The sequence below is a fragment of the Pseudomonas syringae group sp. J248-6 genome (assembly GCF_032586995.1).
GTDB lineage: Bacteria > Pseudomonadota > Gammaproteobacteria > Pseudomonadales > Pseudomonadaceae > Aquipseudomonas > Aquipseudomonas amygdali.
In genome coordinates this window covers 339,556-356,095 of the sequence record NZ_JAWHOP010000005.1, presented here as the reverse complement: position 1 = coordinate 356,095, position 16,540 = coordinate 339,556, and the positions used below count along the sequence as shown (strand labels likewise).

The 16,540-nt window shown below is 59.1% G+C and carries 13 protein-coding genes and 2 pseudogenes; 2 read left to right on the top strand and 13 right to left on the bottom strand.

Annotation, left to right across the window (positions count from 1 at the left end):
* The 3 genes from RYC17_RS09825 to RYC17_RS09815 all read right to left on the bottom strand — a co-directional run.
* A partial coding sequence (locus RYC17_RS09825; protein WP_316902887.1) for an amidase occupies positions 1-1,366 on the bottom strand: 1,366 nt, incomplete at its 3' end.
* 61 nt (positions 1,367-1,427) lie between these two features.
* Positions 1,428-2,360, bottom strand: coding sequence for a transporter (locus RYC17_RS09820; RefSeq protein ID WP_316902885.1), 933 nt, complete (start codon positions 2,358-2,360; stop codon positions 1,428-1,430).
* Positions 2,361-2,428: 68 nt separating this feature from the next.
* Positions 2,429-3,421, bottom strand: a complete 993-nt coding sequence (locus RYC17_RS09815; protein WP_316902883.1) for a helix-turn-helix domain-containing protein — start codon at positions 3,419-3,421, stop codon at positions 2,429-2,431.
* 312 nt (positions 3,422-3,733) lie between these two features.
* On the opposite strand from RYC17_RS09815, the gene RYC17_RS09810 reads away from it, so the two are divergent.
* Complete coding sequence (locus RYC17_RS09810) at positions 3,734-4,813, top strand: GGDEF domain-containing protein (RefSeq protein ID WP_316902881.1); 1,080 nt, start codon at positions 3,734-3,736, stop codon at positions 4,811-4,813.
* A gap of 12 nt (positions 4,814-4,825) precedes the next feature.
* Here RYC17_RS09810 and RYC17_RS09805 read toward each other — a convergent pair whose 3' ends face one another.
* Complete coding sequence (locus RYC17_RS09805; RefSeq protein WP_316902879.1) at positions 4,826-5,260, bottom strand: GNAT family N-acetyltransferase; 435 nt, start codon at positions 5,258-5,260, stop codon at positions 4,826-4,828.
* Positions 5,261-5,633: 373 nt separating this feature from the next.
* Between RYC17_RS09805 and katG the strand changes: the two genes are divergently transcribed.
* On the top strand, positions 5,634-7,904 hold the full coding sequence (katG, locus tag RYC17_RS09800; protein ID WP_122259424.1) for a catalase/peroxidase HPI: 2,271 nt from the start codon (positions 5,634-5,636) through the stop codon (positions 7,902-7,904).
* Positions 7,905-7,993: 89 nt separating this feature from the next.
* Here the strand turns inward: katG and RYC17_RS26920 are convergent.
* The 9 genes and pseudogenes from RYC17_RS26920 to RYC17_RS09760 all read right to left on the bottom strand — a co-directional run.
* A pseudogene (locus tag RYC17_RS26920) lies at positions 7,994-8,260 on the bottom strand (methyl-accepting chemotaxis protein); the annotation flags it as partial.
* Between the two features lie 21 nt (positions 8,261-8,281).
* Positions 8,282-9,001, bottom strand: a pseudogene (locus tag RYC17_RS26915) (PAS domain-containing protein); the annotation flags it as partial.
* Between the two features lie 387 nt (positions 9,002-9,388).
* Positions 9,389-9,697 (bottom strand): hypothetical protein, encoded by a 309-nt coding sequence (locus RYC17_RS09790; RefSeq protein ID WP_005733007.1) that lies wholly within the window; start codon positions 9,695-9,697, stop codon positions 9,389-9,391.
* A 156-nt stretch (positions 9,698-9,853) separates the two neighbouring features.
* Complete coding sequence (gene nhaA / locus RYC17_RS09785) at positions 9,854-11,032, bottom strand: Na+/H+ antiporter NhaA (RefSeq protein WP_316902876.1); 1,179 nt, start codon at positions 11,030-11,032, stop codon at positions 9,854-9,856.
* 157 nt (positions 11,033-11,189) lie between these two features.
* Complete coding sequence (locus tag RYC17_RS09780; protein ID WP_316902874.1) at positions 11,190-12,704, bottom strand: ABC transporter substrate-binding protein; 1,515 nt, start codon at positions 12,702-12,704, stop codon at positions 11,190-11,192.
* 50 nt (positions 12,705-12,754) lie between these two features.
* Positions 12,755-13,735, bottom strand: a complete 981-nt coding sequence (locus RYC17_RS09775) for an ABC transporter ATP-binding protein (RefSeq protein WP_316902872.1) — start codon at positions 13,733-13,735, stop codon at positions 12,755-12,757.
* The gene (locus RYC17_RS09770; RefSeq protein ID WP_058409167.1) at positions 13,732-14,724 is read right to left on the bottom strand and encodes an ABC transporter ATP-binding protein; all 993 of its coding nucleotides are present in this window, start codon (positions 14,722-14,724) and stop codon (positions 13,732-13,734) included. Before RYC17_RS09770 ends, RYC17_RS09775 begins: the two co-directional genes overlap by 4 nt.
* The gene (locus RYC17_RS09765) at positions 14,721-15,584 is read right to left on the bottom strand and encodes an ABC transporter permease (RefSeq protein ID WP_058400661.1); all 864 of its coding nucleotides are present in this window, start codon (positions 15,582-15,584) and stop codon (positions 14,721-14,723) included. The genes RYC17_RS09770 and RYC17_RS09765 overlap by 4 nt, the downstream gene beginning before the upstream one ends.
* A complete protein-coding gene (locus RYC17_RS09760) occupies positions 15,581-16,528 on the bottom strand; it encodes an ABC transporter permease (RefSeq protein WP_005745304.1) in 948 nt (315 codons plus the stop codon). Before RYC17_RS09760 ends, RYC17_RS09765 begins: the two co-directional genes overlap by 4 nt.
* Between the last annotated feature and the right edge of the window lie 12 nt (positions 16,529-16,540).

Sequence of the window (16,540 nt, the reverse complement as noted above, 5' to 3'; positions counted from 1 at the left end):
CCTCCTCCCCAAACCGCCCAGCAAAATGCGCCCCCATCGGCAGCCCCGCTGCACTCCAGTACAACGGCACCGACATCGCCGGTTGGCCGCTCGCATTGAACAACGCTGCAAAGGGCGAATACCGATGCGACCGCTCGATCATGTCCTCAAGACTCAGGTTCACATCTGGCACCACAAGCTCACCAATGCGTGCCGGCTCGCGTGTCAGTACTGGCGAGAGGATCACGTCGTAATCCTGCATGAATGTCGCCAGTTGGCGGCCCAGGGCGTGTATCCATTCGACGGCGGCGGCGTATTGCGCGCCGCTGACGCCGCCTTTGTCGCGCAGGATGATGCGTGTGCGCGCTTCCAGTTCGGCGTCCTGCACGTCAAAGCCACGCATGCGGCCCAGCATATCGACGTGGTTGCGGGTGTTCGCGCCGATGATGGTGAAGACGTGGTCGAGGAATTCCGGCAATACCACTGGCAGGTTGACGGGTTCGATGCGGTGCCCGAGTGACTCGCATAACTGCGCGACATCTCGTACGGCGGCCAGGCTCTCGGCGGAGGTTGGCCAGGTGCCTGATTGTTCGATGAGCGCGATGCGCAGGGTTCCGGGGTCGCGTTGGACGGCGCTGACGTAAGGCAGGCTCTGAACCGGGCCTGCGTAAGGCGCGCCGAGGTCCATGCCTGCTGTGGCGTCGAGCAAGGCTGCGCTGTCGCGTACGGTCAGGGTGATGGCGTGCGCGGTGCTCAGGCCTGCCCAGCCCTCGCCGACCATCGGGCCGGAAGGCATGAGGCCGCGGCTGGGTTTGAAGCCGAATACGCCGCAGCAGGATGCAGGCACTCTCAACGAACCGCCGCCGTCGTTGCCGTGGGCAAAGGGCACTACCCGCGCGGCCACGAGTGCGGCCGCTCCGCCACTTGAGCCTCCGGCGCTGTGCTCGAGGCTCCACGGGTTGCGGGTCGCGCCGAAGCGTGTGGATTCGGTGGAATAGGACGTGCCGAATTCCGGTGCAGTGGTCGTCCCGGCAAGTACGCAACCGGCACGCCTCAGGCGGCTGACAACTTCGGCTTCAAAGGGGGCACGGAACTCGCCCATGGCCAGGGAGCCATTGCTCATCCGAGCGCCATTGACCGGGGTAAACAGGTCCTTGATCAGCGTCGGTACGCCCGCGAAAACGCCTTGGCTTTTTGCAGCGTCCAGTGCCGCGCTGCGGGCTGAGTCATACAGTCGCTCGGCGACGGCGTTGAGTTGCGGCTCAACGTGCTCGATGCGCTGAATCACCCCCTCCAGCAAATCGATCGGCTGGACCTCGCCGCGCCGGACCCACTCGGCCAGGCCGGTGGCGTCTTCATCGTTCAACAACGTTTGAATGTCTTTCATAGGAAGGTTCCTGATGGCCTGAATTCGAATTGAAACAAGATCGCCGATCTTGCAACCGTTTTTAGAAACTGTGACCTACCCGCAACGCCACGGTGTAGCCCTCGGTGCGGTTGCGTGCGCCGAATTCCTTGTAGATGTGAAACCACGCCGCAGGCATGCCGGGCGTGAAGTAGCTGATCGCGGGGCCGGCTGCGACCACTCGGGCGCGGTTGCCGGTTTCCAGCCCTGGCGCATCGTCATCGGAGAATTGCCGATAATAGAACCCGCCCATCCCCAGCGTGAAAGGACCTGCGTGCTGGCCCACGGCAAACTCGTGACGGTATTCGACACCGTTCTTGTAGTCGGTCGCAGGGTTGCGGGTGTTGATGTCAGTCTGAAAGCTGCTGGACACTTCAAAACCGCTGTCGCTGATGTAGGTCGCGTTGACGGTGGGAGAAAACGTCCAGTGATTCAGCCCCGGCGAAATAGGACGATTCTTGTCGTAGTCGCCGGTAGGTGTCTGAATCTGCATCTGTGCGTTCACGAACAGGTTGGGGGAAAGGTCCCATTGCAGTATGAGCGGCGACACCGAAATGTCGGCCATCCTGAACGGATCCGCCTTAAGGTCCAGCGGGCCGCCAGGCGTCTGGACCCGGAACGAGGCATCCATCTGGAAGAAAGGCACCGCCACGCTGTAGCCATAGCGCGCACCCAGTATTCTGTAATCGGTCATGCGAAAGTACGCAACGCCGATGGACAGAACGTCCAGGGAAAAATTGTTGTCCAGCGAGCGACCGTGGCGGTCTTTCTGCACATTGGTCGAATAGAACGCCACGCGCATTCCCAGCGTACCCACGGGGGTCGACGGAGGCAGGATGCCCGCACCGAAATCGTAAACACCGAAGGAGGTAGTCGGTGCTCCGTTTTCAGTTGCCTGAACCGTGGTAGCAAGGCTCATCAAGCCGAGCGTCAAGAAAGTGAAGCGTCTGATATTGGAATTATTGTTATGACTCATCGCATGCCCCTGACCACGAAGGTGGTGGGGTCATGCTATTGAGTCATGCTTTATGCCGTTATCCGTTTTCAGCAAAGATGTTTGCGCTGCAAGGTCTGCGACGGCGTTTCCCCGAACAGTGTCCGGTAGTCACTGGAAAACCGGCTCAAGTGCCAGAAACCCCAGCGCGCGGCGACCGTCTGCACGAGTTCGATCCGGCTGCTTTCGCGCAACTCGCGCCGCGCTGCGTTGAGGCGCAACGTGCGCAGAAAAGCCACCGGGTTGATGCCCAGCGTCTCCTGAAAACAGTACTGAAGTTTGCGGCGACTGGTGCCGATGTGGTTGCACACATCCAGAATCGACAGCGGCTCATCCAGATGCGCCAAGGCATAATCGCGGGCCCGATCCACCATTCTCTTGCGCGCCGTGGGATTTAGCGGCGGCGCCTGATCAGGTGCCACCAGTTCCAGCACCTGCAACATTACGGCATCACGAATGCCACGCCGGATCGACTCGTACTCAAGCTTCTGCAGGCACGCCTGCTCTCCATTCAACAGGTTATCGAACAGCGCAGTGAACCTCGTGCGAACCGTTGGATCGGTCAAACGGTAACACTTGGGAAGATCGGTAATTTCAAAACGGCTGCCCTGACGTTCCAGCGCGTGAGCCAGGGCACTCTCTTCAATCGCAATGCCCAGCGCATCCAATTGCAGCGGCGTACTCAATTCCGGAAGATTCTCGCCGTGCGCGACGATCATGCTCGACTCTGGAAGCGTGTGCCCGGCACAGAACGCAGGACCGTTGGCACTCAACGGCAAGGCGAAAATAATCGCCCCCTTCCAGGCTGTACCACTCTTGACCAGGGCCTGATTAGAGCGGTCGCGGACCAGTTGCAGCCAGTCCGAACGGAATTCCGTCAGCTCGCCTTCAAAGCCACCGGGCGTCACCTGGTCGTAACGAACCTGCCAGCCGCTGAGGTTGCGACCGTGCTCGTCGATGTCACAGGTTTGAAAACGCCGCAGGTGAGGTGGCGGTGCCGCGTCAATCGAAGCCTTGTTCATCTCCACATAACGACTACTCATCGGCCTTGCCCTTTAATACGTTTCAAGGTCATGAGGCTAAGTGAAGGCAAGTTTCATTCCGGCAGCAAGGAGTTTGAGTGATTAATACAGCGAAGCTACCAAACTGCTTTCAAGCTTCATAAAAACTCTGCTCGCTTCAAATAGAAAGCGTCCCGTCGAGTCATGGTGTAGGCCCACTCGCTGTCCCAGCAAGACAAGCGGCCATCGCTCTCGAGTGACGATCACGTATACTGGCAATATATCATCACGCATCTCGACCAAGGTATGTGCCGTCGATTACGCTTCGGCTGGCAGAAGTATGGAAAACAGCACATGCCACAAAGAAGAAACCTGAAAGACTCTATTTTCATACCCTTGAAGCTGTCTCAATTGATCGGCCTTTTCAGTTGGATTATCAGCTGGTATGTGAATCCGTCTATTGAGCAATCACTGGATATATTTATTTATTGCGCTCTGGCGGGGGCGACGCTGTCAATCATTGTCACTTCCAACAGCAGAAGCATGACGACGTGGCGCCTGTTCGGCATTATCTACATGACCTCACTTACCGTTCTGTTCAAGGTACAGATCGAACGCATGGGCGTAGAGGCGTCGATGTGGGGATTGGTTGTCACTTCCCTGCTCATCACGGGAATGAGCGTATTCTTCGTCAAATTCATTGACTACGTCGCTGCGGCTGCTCTGATCTGGCTGATCATGTGGCAAACGGACCTGACGGCGGTCGGCGTCCACCATGCGCCTCTGTTTTATGTTTTCCTGATCAGCTCGACCTTGTTGGGCGGCTCCCTGAATGCAACCTTCCTGAGCCTGGTCATGCAGACCATGGCGGCGAGTGATCGCTACCAGAAGCTGTCCGAGACCGACACGCTGACGAACGCCCCAAATCGCCGTGCTCTGGTCGCCAGCCTGGACAACGCACTGACGTCAGAAGACAAGTCCTCGCTGTGGTTCGCCATGCTTGATCTGGATAACTTTAAAAGCATCAACGACAACCATGGCCACGACGTGGGTGACAATGTCCTTATATGTTTCGCAACACTCATAAAAAACACAACGGGGCTGGTCAGCTTTGGTCGCCTGGGGGGAGAAGAGTTTGGCGTGATGTTATCCGCAGCAAACGCAGCAGACGCCATAGCGGCAATGGAACATTTATTGATGCTCGCCCAAAAAGACCAAACAGCGAAAGTGCCCTATTCATTCAGTGCAGGTATTGCGAGTTTGGCTCGGGCAAAAAACGTCAATGACCTGTTGAAAGAAGCTGATGAAAATTTGTATCACGCCAAACGGAGCGGCAGACAATGTATTGCCTTTGAAGGCAGGATAGTTTCCGCGAGTACTGGAAGTGTGGAAAAGCAGAACCAAGGGGTGAAATCGGCTAATACCCATGCATAGCGCTCGGTCCTCTCAAGTATTCTCGCCGCCCTGCCGAACCATCGAATAGCGGTCAATATCCTCTCGCAATGTCCACCCCTGCCCTGACCAATATCGGCCAGCCGCCTCATTACCCTTCAGCACATCCAGATGACACTTATAAATTCCCAGCGCTTCCAGACACTGAAGGCAGCGCTCGACCAACTCGTGAGCTATCCCTTGTCGACGATACTCCGGCAGCACAATCAAATGTTGTAGATAACCCCGGCGGCCGTCATGCCCACACATGACACAACCGCACACAGCCCCCTCCGCCTCGGCGACGAAGCTCATATCGGGGTTTCTGTCGAGGTAGCGTGCCGTCGATTCACGCGAATCGGCATCGCGCAGGGAGATGCCCGGTGTGTTGCGCATCAGCTCGATGACCGATTCGTAATCATTGATTGTCATGCTGCGAATCGTGATCACTGGCTAAGACCGGCCTGTTATTCCAATGGCGGAGCAGATTAACAGAGCATTTCGCTGATCAGATGACAGCGCTGCCAGAGTTTGCCTATCAACCCATAACGTTCTTTCTATTAGAAATATCCACGAAGAAGGCTAATCTGCAAGAGCATCGGCGAAGGCCGTGCGGTTTTACCCTGATAAGGAGATAAGAATGAGCTCAAGTTTTCTGTGCACGTTGCGGGCTCGTATCGCAGCAATCCAATGATCGCTACTGGCCTGATCGTTGATCGAGCGGCCGGTACGAACCCAGTGCTATGGAGTTCCGTCATCACTGTCTGAAGCCCCGCGAGTGGGCTGGATGGCCGGATGCAAATGACAAAAAGGTGTATCAAGCATGTCAACTGAATCGAAATGCCCCTTCAACCACGCTGCTGGCGGCGGCACCACCAACCGTGACTGGTGGCCCAAGCAGCTGAATCTGAAGATTCTGCATCAGCATTCCTCACTCTCCGACCCGATGGGCGAGAGCTTTGATTATGCCAAGGAGTTCAAGAGCCTTGACTTCGAAGCGGTCAAACAAGACCTGCGCGACGTCATGACCCGGTCGCAGGACTGGTGGCCGGCCGACTTTGGCCATTATGGTCCGCTGTTCGTTCGCATGGCCTGGCACAGCGCCGGTACTTACCGTACAGGCGATGGCCGTGGCGGTGCAGGTGCTGGTCAGCAACGTTTTGCGCCGCTCAACAGCTGGCCTGACAACGTCAGCCTGGACAAGGCACGTCGCCTGATCTGGCCAGTCAAGCAGAAGTATGGCCGCAAGATCTCCTGGGCCGACCTGATTGTGCTTACCGGCAACGTCGCGCTGGAGTCGATGGGCTTCAAGACGTTCGGTTTTTCCGGTGGTCGCCCGGATGTCTGGGAACCGGAAGAAGATGTGTACTGGGGCTCCGAGACCACCTGGCTGGGTGGCGAAGAACGCTACGGCGCACAGAAGAAAATGCAGCAGCCGGGCGACGGTACGCTGGTCGCCGAGCCGGAGAATCATGCCAACGAAGAAAGCCGCACCGCGAGCGGTGAGCGCAATCTGGAAAACCCGCTTGCCGCTGTGCAGATGGGCTTGATCTACGTGAACCCGGAAGGGCCTGAAGGCGTGCCGGACCCGGTCGCTTCGGCGCGGGATATCCGCGAAACCTTCGGTCGCATGGCGATGAACGATGAAGAAACCGTAGCGCTGATCGCCGGTGGTCACGCCTTCGGCAAGACTCATGGCGCAGGCCCTGCCGACAACGTCGGTCCGGAGCCGGAAGCAGCCGGTCTTGAAGAACAGGGGCTTGGCTGGAGAAACAAATTCGGCAGCGGCAAGGGTGGCGACACCATCACCAGCGGCCTGGAAGTGACCTGGACTTCGACTCCAACCAAATGGAGCAACGAGTACCTGGAAAACCTCTTTGGCTTCGAGTGGGAGCTGACCAAGAGCCCTGCAGGCGCGCATCAATGGACGCCGAAGAATGGCGCAGGCGCGGGCAAGATTCCGGATGCCCACGATCCATCCAAACGTCATGCGCCGAGCATGCTGACCTCTGACCTGGCGCTGCGCTTCGATCCAGCTTACGAGCAGATCTCCCGTCGCTTCCTGAACAACCCTGAGCAACTGGCCGACGCGTTCGCCCGCGCCTGGTTCAAGCTGACTCACCGTGACATGGGCCCGCTCGCGCGCTACCTGGGCCCGGAAACACCGGCCGAAGAGCTGCTGTGGCAAGACCCTATTCCGAATGTGGGTCATGCGTTGGTGGATGATCAGGATGTTGCCGCGCTCAAAGGCAAGATTCTCGCTTCGGGCCTTTCTGTCTCGCAGCTGGTTTCCACCGCATGGGCAGCCGCTTCTACCTTCCGTGGCTCTGACAAGCGCGGCGGTGCCAATGGCGGCCGTCTGCGTCTTGCTCCGCAGAAGGACTGGGCGGTCAACCAGCCTGCACAACTGGCGGGCGTACTGAAGACCCTAGAGGGTATTCAGAGCGAGTTCAACGCCGCTCAGTCGAGTGGCAAGCAGGTTTCCATTGCTGACCTGATCGTCCTGGCCGGTAGTGCAGGTGTCGAGCAGGCTGCGAAGAACGCTGGCCAGCACGTCACGGTGCCGTTCACACCAGGCCGTGCCGATGCATCGCAGGAGCAGACGGATGTCGAGTCGTTCAGCTTCCTTGAGCCGATCGCCGATGGCTTCCGCAACTATCAGAAGGCGCACTACAAGGTCTCGGCAGAATCGCTGCTGGTCGACAAGGCGCAACTGCTGACCCTGACTGCACCGGAAATGGCTGTGCTGTTGGGCGGCCTGCGGGTCTTGAATATTAACGTCGGTCAGAGCAAGCACGGCGTATTCACCGACAAGCCGGAAACCCTGAGCAACGACTTCTTCAAGAACCTGCTGGACATGGGCGTTGAGTGGAGAGCGACTTCAGGTGCCAACGACACCTTTGAAGCACGTGACCGCAAAACCGGCGCAGTCAAATGGACCGGCACCCGTGTCGATCTGGTATTTGGCTCACATGCCCAACTGCGTGCGATTTCCGAGGTGTACGGCAGTTCGGACGCTAACGAGAAGTTCGTCAAAGACTTCGTGGCCGCATGGACCAAGGTGATGAACCTGGACCGCTTCGACCTGGCTTGATGTGTTTGATGTGCTGAGTTGAAAAAACGCCTCCCTTGCGGAGGCGTTTTTTTACGTCTATCAAAAAGCGAAGGCTGGTTTTATCAGCGACTCATCATGCTTGCCGCCTGCTCCGTCGCTTCAGTCGTTCGAGTCGCCAGCTTGCGCACTTCGTCAGCTACCACCGCAAAGCCCCGCCCAGCTTCCCCGGCGCGTGCAGCCTCAATCGCGGCATTGAGCGCCAGAAGGTTGGTTTGGCTGGCAATGCTCTGGATAGTGCCGACTATCTGGGTCAGTTGAGTGATGTTCTCTTCCAGGTTTTTCTGATGCTGTGCTTCGGTGTCGCGAAGAGCATCCTGCTCATGCTTCAAATGCACATCCACCAACGCACCGACCACCCTCAGCGGAACACCTTCGGGATTGCGACGAGTCTGGCCGCGTGCACGGAACCAGCGGTACTCGCCGGTTTTCATCTTCAGGCGGTACTCGATATCGAACGGCGTCTTGCCAGTCCGGTCATTCAAGTGCGCACCGAATGCCGTCAGACTGCGCTCCTTGTCGTCGGGGTGCAGCCGTGATGCCCAGCTATCCAGTACGTCAGGAAACTCTTCGACTGTTTCAAAACCCAAAAGCCGCCTGAACTGTGGAGACCACCAGAACGGGTTTCTCGCATTGACCGGGTCGCCAGCAATGACCTCCATGTCCCAGAGCCCGTCGGAGAGCATCTCCCGGGCCAGTTCGAATCGGGTAATGATCACATCGTGTTCCAGATCACGTTCAAGCTCATCGTGAATATCACGAAGCGAGCCGGCGACACGCAGCGGCGTTCCGCGTGCGTCTCTTAACGTTTCGCCTTGGGCATAGAACCAGCGATAAGTGCCGTTCTTCATCGCCAGACGATTCTTGACCCGGTACGGCGTGTTACCCGAGCGATCATTCAGATGCTTGGCAAATGCGTCGAGCGTGGCTTGTTTATCCTGCGGATGAAGCCGGTCTGCCCAGCTCGCCAGTACGTTAGGGAAATCTCGCTCGTCGTTAAAACCGAGAAGCGTGCGAAGTTGCTGCGACCACCAGAATCGATTGTTCGGGTTGACCGGATCGCCTGCTACGACCTCCATATCCCAGAGGCCCTCGCTCGACGCACGGTTGACCAGATCAAAGCGGGTCTCATAAGCGGCGGCCGAAGCAGAGGCTTCACCCAGAAGGTGGCGGGCGGTTTCCAGTTCCTGCTCAAGATCGGCGATACGTTGCTCGTCGAGACGACGCTGGGTACTCAGCGAACTCCAGCACTCAAGTACGCTGCTCTCTTCAGCGCAGCCTCTTACCACCGGCTCGCCAGCCCCCTTGAGAGAGGCAATAAGTTGTTGAAGGGCTTTTCTGTCACGACGTGGTCGGAATAAGTGAAACATACACAGGGTTCTCAAAATAAAGTCAGATTTGCCGAGTCCCTGGCATGTCACTTCTTTATCGACATGCCGTGTGGTTTCTGAATCGTCAGATTGCGATCAGGTAATGGTCACTTGTTCCAGAATCAACTTCACGGCTTGCTGATCGGTTTGCGCCCCCGCCATCAACTCCGCTACCCAGCCGCAACCGGACTTCTCCAGATGAACTCGCCAATCACCGGGCCAGTTCTCAAGTCCGGCCAGGTTCAGAAATATACAGCCACCCCGCTCAGCATGCCCGCCGGTAATTGACTGTTCAAAACAGAACGGTTTATCGGCTCCGGATGTGTCGACACTGAATAGGTACACATCGTGTTTCGGGTCCTCAAGCGAAGGCGCACAATTGCGCTGACTGATCAGCTTCAACATTTCTCAATCTACTCCTGGCTATATGATTGACTGTGACGTCCATTACTTCGGGAATGCAGTTCGCGACGGTTTACGTCGCGAAGAGGACGCAGAGCGTCCAGACCGGCATGCCGACGCGGAGCGTCGCACGATAGTCGAGATTATCGTCCCCTACGCTCACCCCCTCGCTCCAAACCTGCGCAACACCACAACCCCAAGCAACGCCGATAACACCGACCCGATCAGTACGCCCACCTTGACCTCACCCACCAGCTCCGGTGCGCCCGGGAAGGCCAGTGCGCCGATGAACAGGCTCATGGTGAAGCCAATACCGCACAGCGCCGCAACACCGTAAAGCTGGCCCCAGTTGCTGCCGTCCGGCAAGCGGGCCAGGCCGGCGCGGATGGCCAGTGCAGCGAGGGCGAAGATGCCGACCTGTTTGCCGATCAGCAGCCCCAGCGCGACGCCCAACGGCACCGGGTCCAGCAGTTTGTCGACAGTGATGCCTGACAGTGAAACGCCAGCATTGGCGAATCCAAAGACCGGTACGACGGCAAAGGCCACCCACGGGTGCAGTTTTTCTTCCAGATGCAGCAGCGGCGAGCTGGCTTCTTCATCGGGTTTGCCGAGCGGAATGCACAGTGCCAGCGCTACGCCCGCCAAGGTGGCGTGAATACCGGACTGGAGCATGAAGAACCACAACAGCGCGCCGACAATCAGGTAAGGCAGCAGCTTTTTAACGCCCAGACGGTTCAGCGCGACGAGCACGGCGATGGAGCCCAGTGCAGCCAGCAGCATGGGAATGGACAGATCGCTGGTGTAGAACAGCGCGATGATCAGCACAGCGCCGAGGTCATCGAGAATTGCCAGTGCCGACAGGAATATCTTCAGCGACAACGGCACACGCTTGCCCAGCAATGACAGCACGCCCAGGGCGAATGCGATGTCGGTCGCTGCCGGAATGGCCCAGCCACCAATGGTGTCTGGCTGGCCCCAATTGAATGCCACGTAGATCAACGCCGGAACCACCATGCCGCCCAGCGCCGCGAAGCCTGGCAAGGCGCGCTGGCTCCAGGATGCAAGCTGACCGGCCAGCATTTCGCGTTTGATCTCCAGGCCCACCAGCATGAAGAAGATTGCCATCAGGCCATCGTTGATCCAGTGCTCTACCGACATCCCGGCGAGCACGGTATGCAGCGCTGCAAAGTAGCTGTCGGCCAGCGGCGAGTTAGCGACGATCAGGGCTGCCAGCGCAGCCGCCATCAGGATCAGACCGCCAGCGGCCTCAGCGGCGAAAAAGCGCTTGATGAACGCCAGCGCGCTCGGGGATTCGGTACGGGGGGTGGGGTTGTGCATGCAGGGCTCCGCAGGGTACAGCGCAAAAAGGCCGCAACCTTACCACTCGCAGAGCCTGTCACGGCGCAGGTAAACCTGAGGATACAAATTAACGCGCACGCCAGTCATCGCTCGAAGAATCAGGGCTCTGGCCAATCAGCAGAGAGCCCTGCCCGCTTCACTTCTTGACGGTTTCTTCAAGCGTGAACCGGCCCAACGGGTTCTGGCCGAAGTGCTCGACGTTCTTGCGTGAAACACTGATGTAAGGGCTGTAGTACAGGTCGATCCAGTTGACGTCGGCTTTGGCCATTTTCTGCAGGTCGATGTACATCTGCTCACGCTTCTTGGGGTCCATTTCAACCCGTGCGGCGGCAACCAGTTCCTTGACCTTGTCATTCTTGTAACGGGTCATGTAGTTGTTGTTGGTGTCATGGCCAAGCACGAAGGTGGTTTTCTGGTCCGGGTCGAGGATGTCGTTGGTCCAGTACATCACGGAGATGTCGTAGTCCCCGGCAATCAGCATGTCCCAGCTCTGGCTCGGGTCGACTTTCTGCAGCGTCGTGGTCACGCCAACCTTGGCCAGTTGCTGTTGCAGCATGACCGCAATTTGCTCGTCGACTTCGTTGCCAGCGTTGACCACATAGTTGAGCTTCAGGTCTGCCGCACCGGCATCCGCCAGCATCTGTTTGGCCTTGACCGGGTCATACGGGCGTTGCAGGTTATCGGCGTAGTGATACAGCGCGCCCTTGGGAATGTAGGAATTGGCCACTGTGCCCAGCCCGAAGGTGGCGGCCTCGACCAGCGATTTCTTGTCGATAGCCATGTCCAGTGCCTGGCGTACCTCAGGCTTGGCCAATGCGCCGTGCTCATGGTTGAGCAACAAATGATCTTCACGGGTGGACGGGTCCAGGTGGACCACCAGATCAGGGTTCTTCTTCAGGTTTTCGACACGGGAGAACGGCACATAGATCGCTGCATCCAGCTCGCCCTTCTGGACCATCAGCATGCGGGTGTTGTCATCCGGCACCGAGATCCACTCGACACCATCAAGGCTGACGCTCGGCGCTTCCCAGAAGTTGGGGTTCTTGGCCAGAATCACCCGGTCACCGCGCCGCCATTCTTTCACCGTGAAGGCTCCCGAACCGACAGGCTTTTCGGCGTAGGCCTCTTCACCCAGGGTCTTCATGGCCTTCTCGGAGAGAATCGACACGTTGGGCAGCGCCAGTTGCGAGAGGAACGAGGCCGATGGGTTCTTCAGGGTGATGACCAGCGTACGCGGATCTGTTGCGACGGCTTTGTCGATAATCTTGTAGGAATCGCTCCACAGCGAGCCCTTGTCGTCGCGGATTCGCAGCAGGCTGAATACTGCGTCGCTGGCGGTCAGCTCCGAGCCATCAGAGAATTTGGCCGGGCGTATCTTGAGCGTATAGGTCAGCCCGTCGGGCGAAATCGACCAGCTTTCGGCCAGCCCTGGCACCAGCTTGGTGCCCTTGTCGTCAACCCGGATCAGCACATCGTAAACGTTGGAAAATACCCAGTTGTCGATGTTTTGCGCGCTTTTGATCGGGTCGAAGGTGGTGCCGTCCTCACGACGGCCGATGGTCAGCACGCCCGCGGCTTCCGCCACTCCCGCTGCCAGGGAACAGGCCGCCAGCATGGCGACGGTCAGCATTTTCATTGGTCGAGCTTTCATACGAATGAACTCCTTGCCGGTGTCGGGACAGATGTTGTTGTAGGTCTGGATCAAAAAACGGGTGCATCAAGTACGCAGTCGTAGCGCTGCTCGCCGACATGCCGGGTGGGTGGCGCGACGCTGGAACAGGTCGGCCTGGCGAACCGGCAACGCGGGTGAAAGGCGCAGCCAGCGGGCAAATTCAGGGGGCTGGGCGGCTCGCCCTGCAAGGGTTCACCGGGCAGCGGACGATCCGGATCAATCTCGGGGATCGCCTGGATCAGCGCCGCGGTATAGGGATGACGCGGTTTGAGAAAGACCTCTTCGACCGGGCCCTCCTCGACGATTTTGCCCAGGTACATCACCGCCACCCGGTCACACAGGCGGCGCACGATGGCAAGATCGTGGGCAATGAACAGAATTGCCAGGTTCATGCGCTGGCGTAGTTCCAGCAGCAGGTTGATGATCTGCCCCTGAATCGACACGTCCAGCGCCGCCACGCACTCGTCGGCGATGATCAGCCGCGGCTCGATGGCCAGCGCGCGGGCGATACCGACACGCTGACATTGTCCGCCGCTCAAGGCGCCCGGTTTGCGTTCGGCAAATTCTGGCCGCAGACCGACCATGTCGAGCAACTCGATGACCCGCGCCGGAATCTCGGATGCGCTGACCTTGCGTTGCACTTTCAGCACCTCGGCCAGCGTGGCACCGACGGTCATGCGCGGGTTGAGCGAGGAAGACGGGTCCTGAAAGATCATTGCTGTTTCACTGCGCAAACGCTGCAGACTGATACCACTGCCCTGGGCCATGTCGACATCATCGAAGACGATCTGCCCGGAAGTAATGTCGTTCAAACGCAGAATCGCGCGCCCCAGCGTGCTCTTGCCGCTGCCAGACTCGCCCACCAGGCCCAGCGTTTCACCTGCACAAATGCTCAGCGACACACCGTTGACGGCATGCACCCAACGCTTGTTGAGGCCCATGAAACCTGATCCGGGGGCCGGGAAGCGCACCACCAGATCGTTGACGTTCAACAGCACGGAGCCGCTCATGAAACGGCCTCTCGGGAGTCTGCCAGCGGGTAGTGACAGGCCGCTTGGTGGGCAACACCCATCGACCGCATCAGGGGTAGCGTCTCGACGCAGCCTGCGCCCGCATGGCCGCAGCGCGCCTGAAAACGGCAGCCGACGGGCAGCGCATCGAGCAATGGCGGCTGTCCGGGAATGGTGCGCAGCAGGCCACTGCCCGCGCTGCTGGCGGGCTGGCAGTCGATCAGGCCGCGGGTGTAAGGATGGCGGGCGCGGGCCAGCACGTCGCGCTTGCTGCCGTGTTCACACAATCGACCGGCGTACATCACCGCGATGGAGTCGCAGGTTTGCGCCACAACACCCAGGTCGTGGGTAATCATGATCAACGACAACCCGTGACGGTCGCGCAGGTCCAGCAACAGCCGCAGGATTTGCGCCTGCACCGTCACGTCCAGCGCGGTGGTCGGTTCGTCAGCGATCAGCACCTGCGGCCCGCAGCCCAGCGCCACGGCAATCATGGCGCGCTGGCGCATGCCGCCGGAAAACTCATGGGGAAAGTTATCCACACGCGAAGCCGGGTCGGGAATGCCGACCTGACGCAGCAGATCAATCGCCTGCGCCCGTGCCTCACGTTTCGAAGCGCCCTGATGCAGACGAAAACCTTCGGCAATCTGCTCGCCGATACGCATCAGTGGGTCCAGATGACTGCTGGGGTTCTGAAAGATCATGCCGATCCGCCGCCCACGCATGGAGCGCATGCCAGTTGCATCCAGCTTTAACAGGTCGACATCATTGAGCAGCACCGAACCACCGCGCACGTGCAGGTCCGGCGATGGCATCAGTTGCATCAATGCCCGGCAAGCCATGGTCTTGCCAGAGCCACTTTCACCGACCAGCCCGAGAATCTCGCCCTGCTGCAGATCGAACGACAGCCGGTCGACCAGCGTTACCTCGCGGCCACGATTGTTCGCAATCACGCTCATCTCGCGGACTGTCAGCACCGGCGTACTCATTGCCGCTCCCCCAGGGTTTCGGCAACGCCGTCCGCCAGCAGGCTGAAGCCCATGGCCAGCGTCACGATGGCCAGCCCCGGAAAGGTGCAGATCCACCACGCAGACGTCAGAAACGCCTGCCCTTCGGCGACCATGGTGCCCCACTCCGCCAAGGGTGGCTGTACACCCAGCCCCAGGTAGCTGACCGACGCACCGCTGAGCAGCACCAGAACAGCGTCAGACATGGAAAACACAATCGAGCCGAACATCGCGTTGGGCAGCAGATGGCGGAACAGAATGCGCAAGTGACCAAACCCCAGACTTCTGGCCGCCAGGGCGAAATCGCTTTCCTTGAGGACCAGAATCTGTGAACGGATCAGCCGCGCGTAAGACACCCAGCCCACCAGCGCCATGGCGATGTAGAAACTGCTCAGGCCAGGGCCGAGAATCGCAATGATCGCCAGCATCAGCACCAGAAACGGAAAGGCCAGAACGATGTCGATCACGCGCATGCACAGGTTGTCGAAGCGACCGCCTATATAGCCCGACAATGCGCCGACAAACGTGCCGATGATGAATGGGAAAACCACCCCGAGCACACAGATCTGCAGGTCGATGCGTGCCGCCCAGATGACTCTGGACAGAATGTCGCGGCCAAAATTGTCGGTGCCGAACGGATGCGCGAGGTGCGGTGCGAGCATGCGCAGTTCGGTGTTCTGGTAAATCGGGTCATAAGGTGCCAGCCACGGCGCGAAGAGTGCCAGCAACAGCCACAAGCCAAGCAATGAGGCGCCCAGCAGCATCGCCAGCCGGCCATTGCGCAAGCGCAGGCGCAGCCTTGAACGCCAGTGTGGGCGCAGATGGGCGTGGGCGACGGTCATTTGATGTTCACCCGCGGGTCTATCGCGACAGTGGCCACATCAGCGAGGAAGTTGACGATTACGGTGGCACAGGCGAGCACCATGGCTACCCCCTGCACCACCATGTAATCGCGACTGAAGATGCCGCGCACCAGCAACTGGCCGATGCCGGGGATGGCAAACAGGCTTTCGATAACGACAGTGCCGCTGATCAGCCAGCCGATGTTCACCGCCAGCAGGTTGATCGACGGCACCAGCGAGTTGGGCAATACGTGACGACGAAACACTGCACCCTCACTGACGCCGCGTGCCCGCGCCGCAGTAACGTGATCAGCCTGCAGTTCCATGAGCATGCTCGCGCGCAGGTTGCGAATCAGCACAGCGGACAAAGCCAGGGCGATGGTCAGGCACGGCAGCACCATGTGGTGGGCCTTGTCCAGCCAGTCACTGCCGTAACCGGACACCGGAAACCAGCCAAGCTGCACACTGAACAGCAGGATCAGCATGATGCCCAGCCAGAATGCCGGCATGCCCAACCCCGTGGTGGTGAAGACACGAATCAGGTTATCGCCCCAACTGCCCTTGTTGCGTGCAGCGACCGTGGCCAACGGCACGGCGATCAGCAGAGCCAGCAGGACGCTGCCACACACCAGAAACACAGTGGGCTCCAGCCGGGTAACGATCAGTTTGAGCACATCGATCTTGTACAGCAGCGATTTGCCCATATCGCCCTGCAAGAGGTTTTTCATGAAGTACACGTACTGCGTCCACAAGGGTTCATCCAGCCCGTACTGGGCGCGGATGTTGGCCAGTGCCTGCGGTGTGGAACGTGCGCCCAGCAGAATGCGCGCCGGGTCGCCGGGGATCGAGCGCACCAGAATGAAGGTCACCAGACTGATGCCGAACAGCACCGGCAGCAACTGCAACGGACGCTGGAGGATGAAACGATAACGACCCAGATTCATCAGACGCCCCGA

Excerpts from the sequence above, each read along its gene's own strand:
- RYC17_RS09820 (WP_316902885.1), bottom strand. The coding sequence starts at position 2,360 with ATGAGTCATAACAATAATTCCAATATCAGACGCTTCACTTTCTTGACG.
- RYC17_RS09815 (WP_316902883.1), bottom strand. The coding sequence starts at position 3,421 with ATGAGTAGTCGTTATGTGGAGATGAACAAGGCTTCGATTGACGCGGCA.
- RYC17_RS09810 (WP_316902881.1), top strand. The coding sequence starts at position 3,734 with ATGCCACAAAGAAGAAACCTGAAAGACTCTATTTTCATACCCTTGAAG.
- katG (WP_122259424.1), top strand. The coding sequence starts at position 5,634 with ATGTCAACTGAATCGAAATGCCCCTTCAACCACGCTGCTGGCGGCGGC.
- RYC17_RS09790 (WP_005733007.1), bottom strand. The coding sequence starts at position 9,697 with ATGTTGAAGCTGATCAGTCAGCGCAATTGTGCGCCTTCGCTTGAGGAC.
- nhaA (WP_316902876.1), bottom strand. The coding sequence starts at position 11,032 with ATGCACAACCCCACCCCCCGTACCGAATCCCCGAGCGCGCTGGCGTTC.
- RYC17_RS09780 (WP_316902874.1), bottom strand. The coding sequence starts at position 12,704 with ATGAAAGCTCGACCAATGAAAATGCTGACCGTCGCCATGCTGGCGGCC.
- RYC17_RS09775 (WP_316902872.1), bottom strand. The coding sequence starts at position 13,735 with ATGAGCGGCTCCGTGCTGTTGAACGTCAACGATCTGGTGGTGCGCTTC.
- RYC17_RS09770 (WP_058409167.1), bottom strand. The coding sequence starts at position 14,724 with ATGAGTACGCCGGTGCTGACAGTCCGCGAGATGAGCGTGATTGCGAAC.
- RYC17_RS09765 (WP_058400661.1), bottom strand. The coding sequence starts at position 15,584 with ATGACCGTCGCCCACGCCCATCTGCGCCCACACTGGCGTTCAAGGCTG.
- RYC17_RS09760 (WP_005745304.1), bottom strand. The coding sequence starts at position 16,528 with ATGAATCTGGGTCGTTATCGTTTCATCCTCCAGCGTCCGTTGCAGTTG.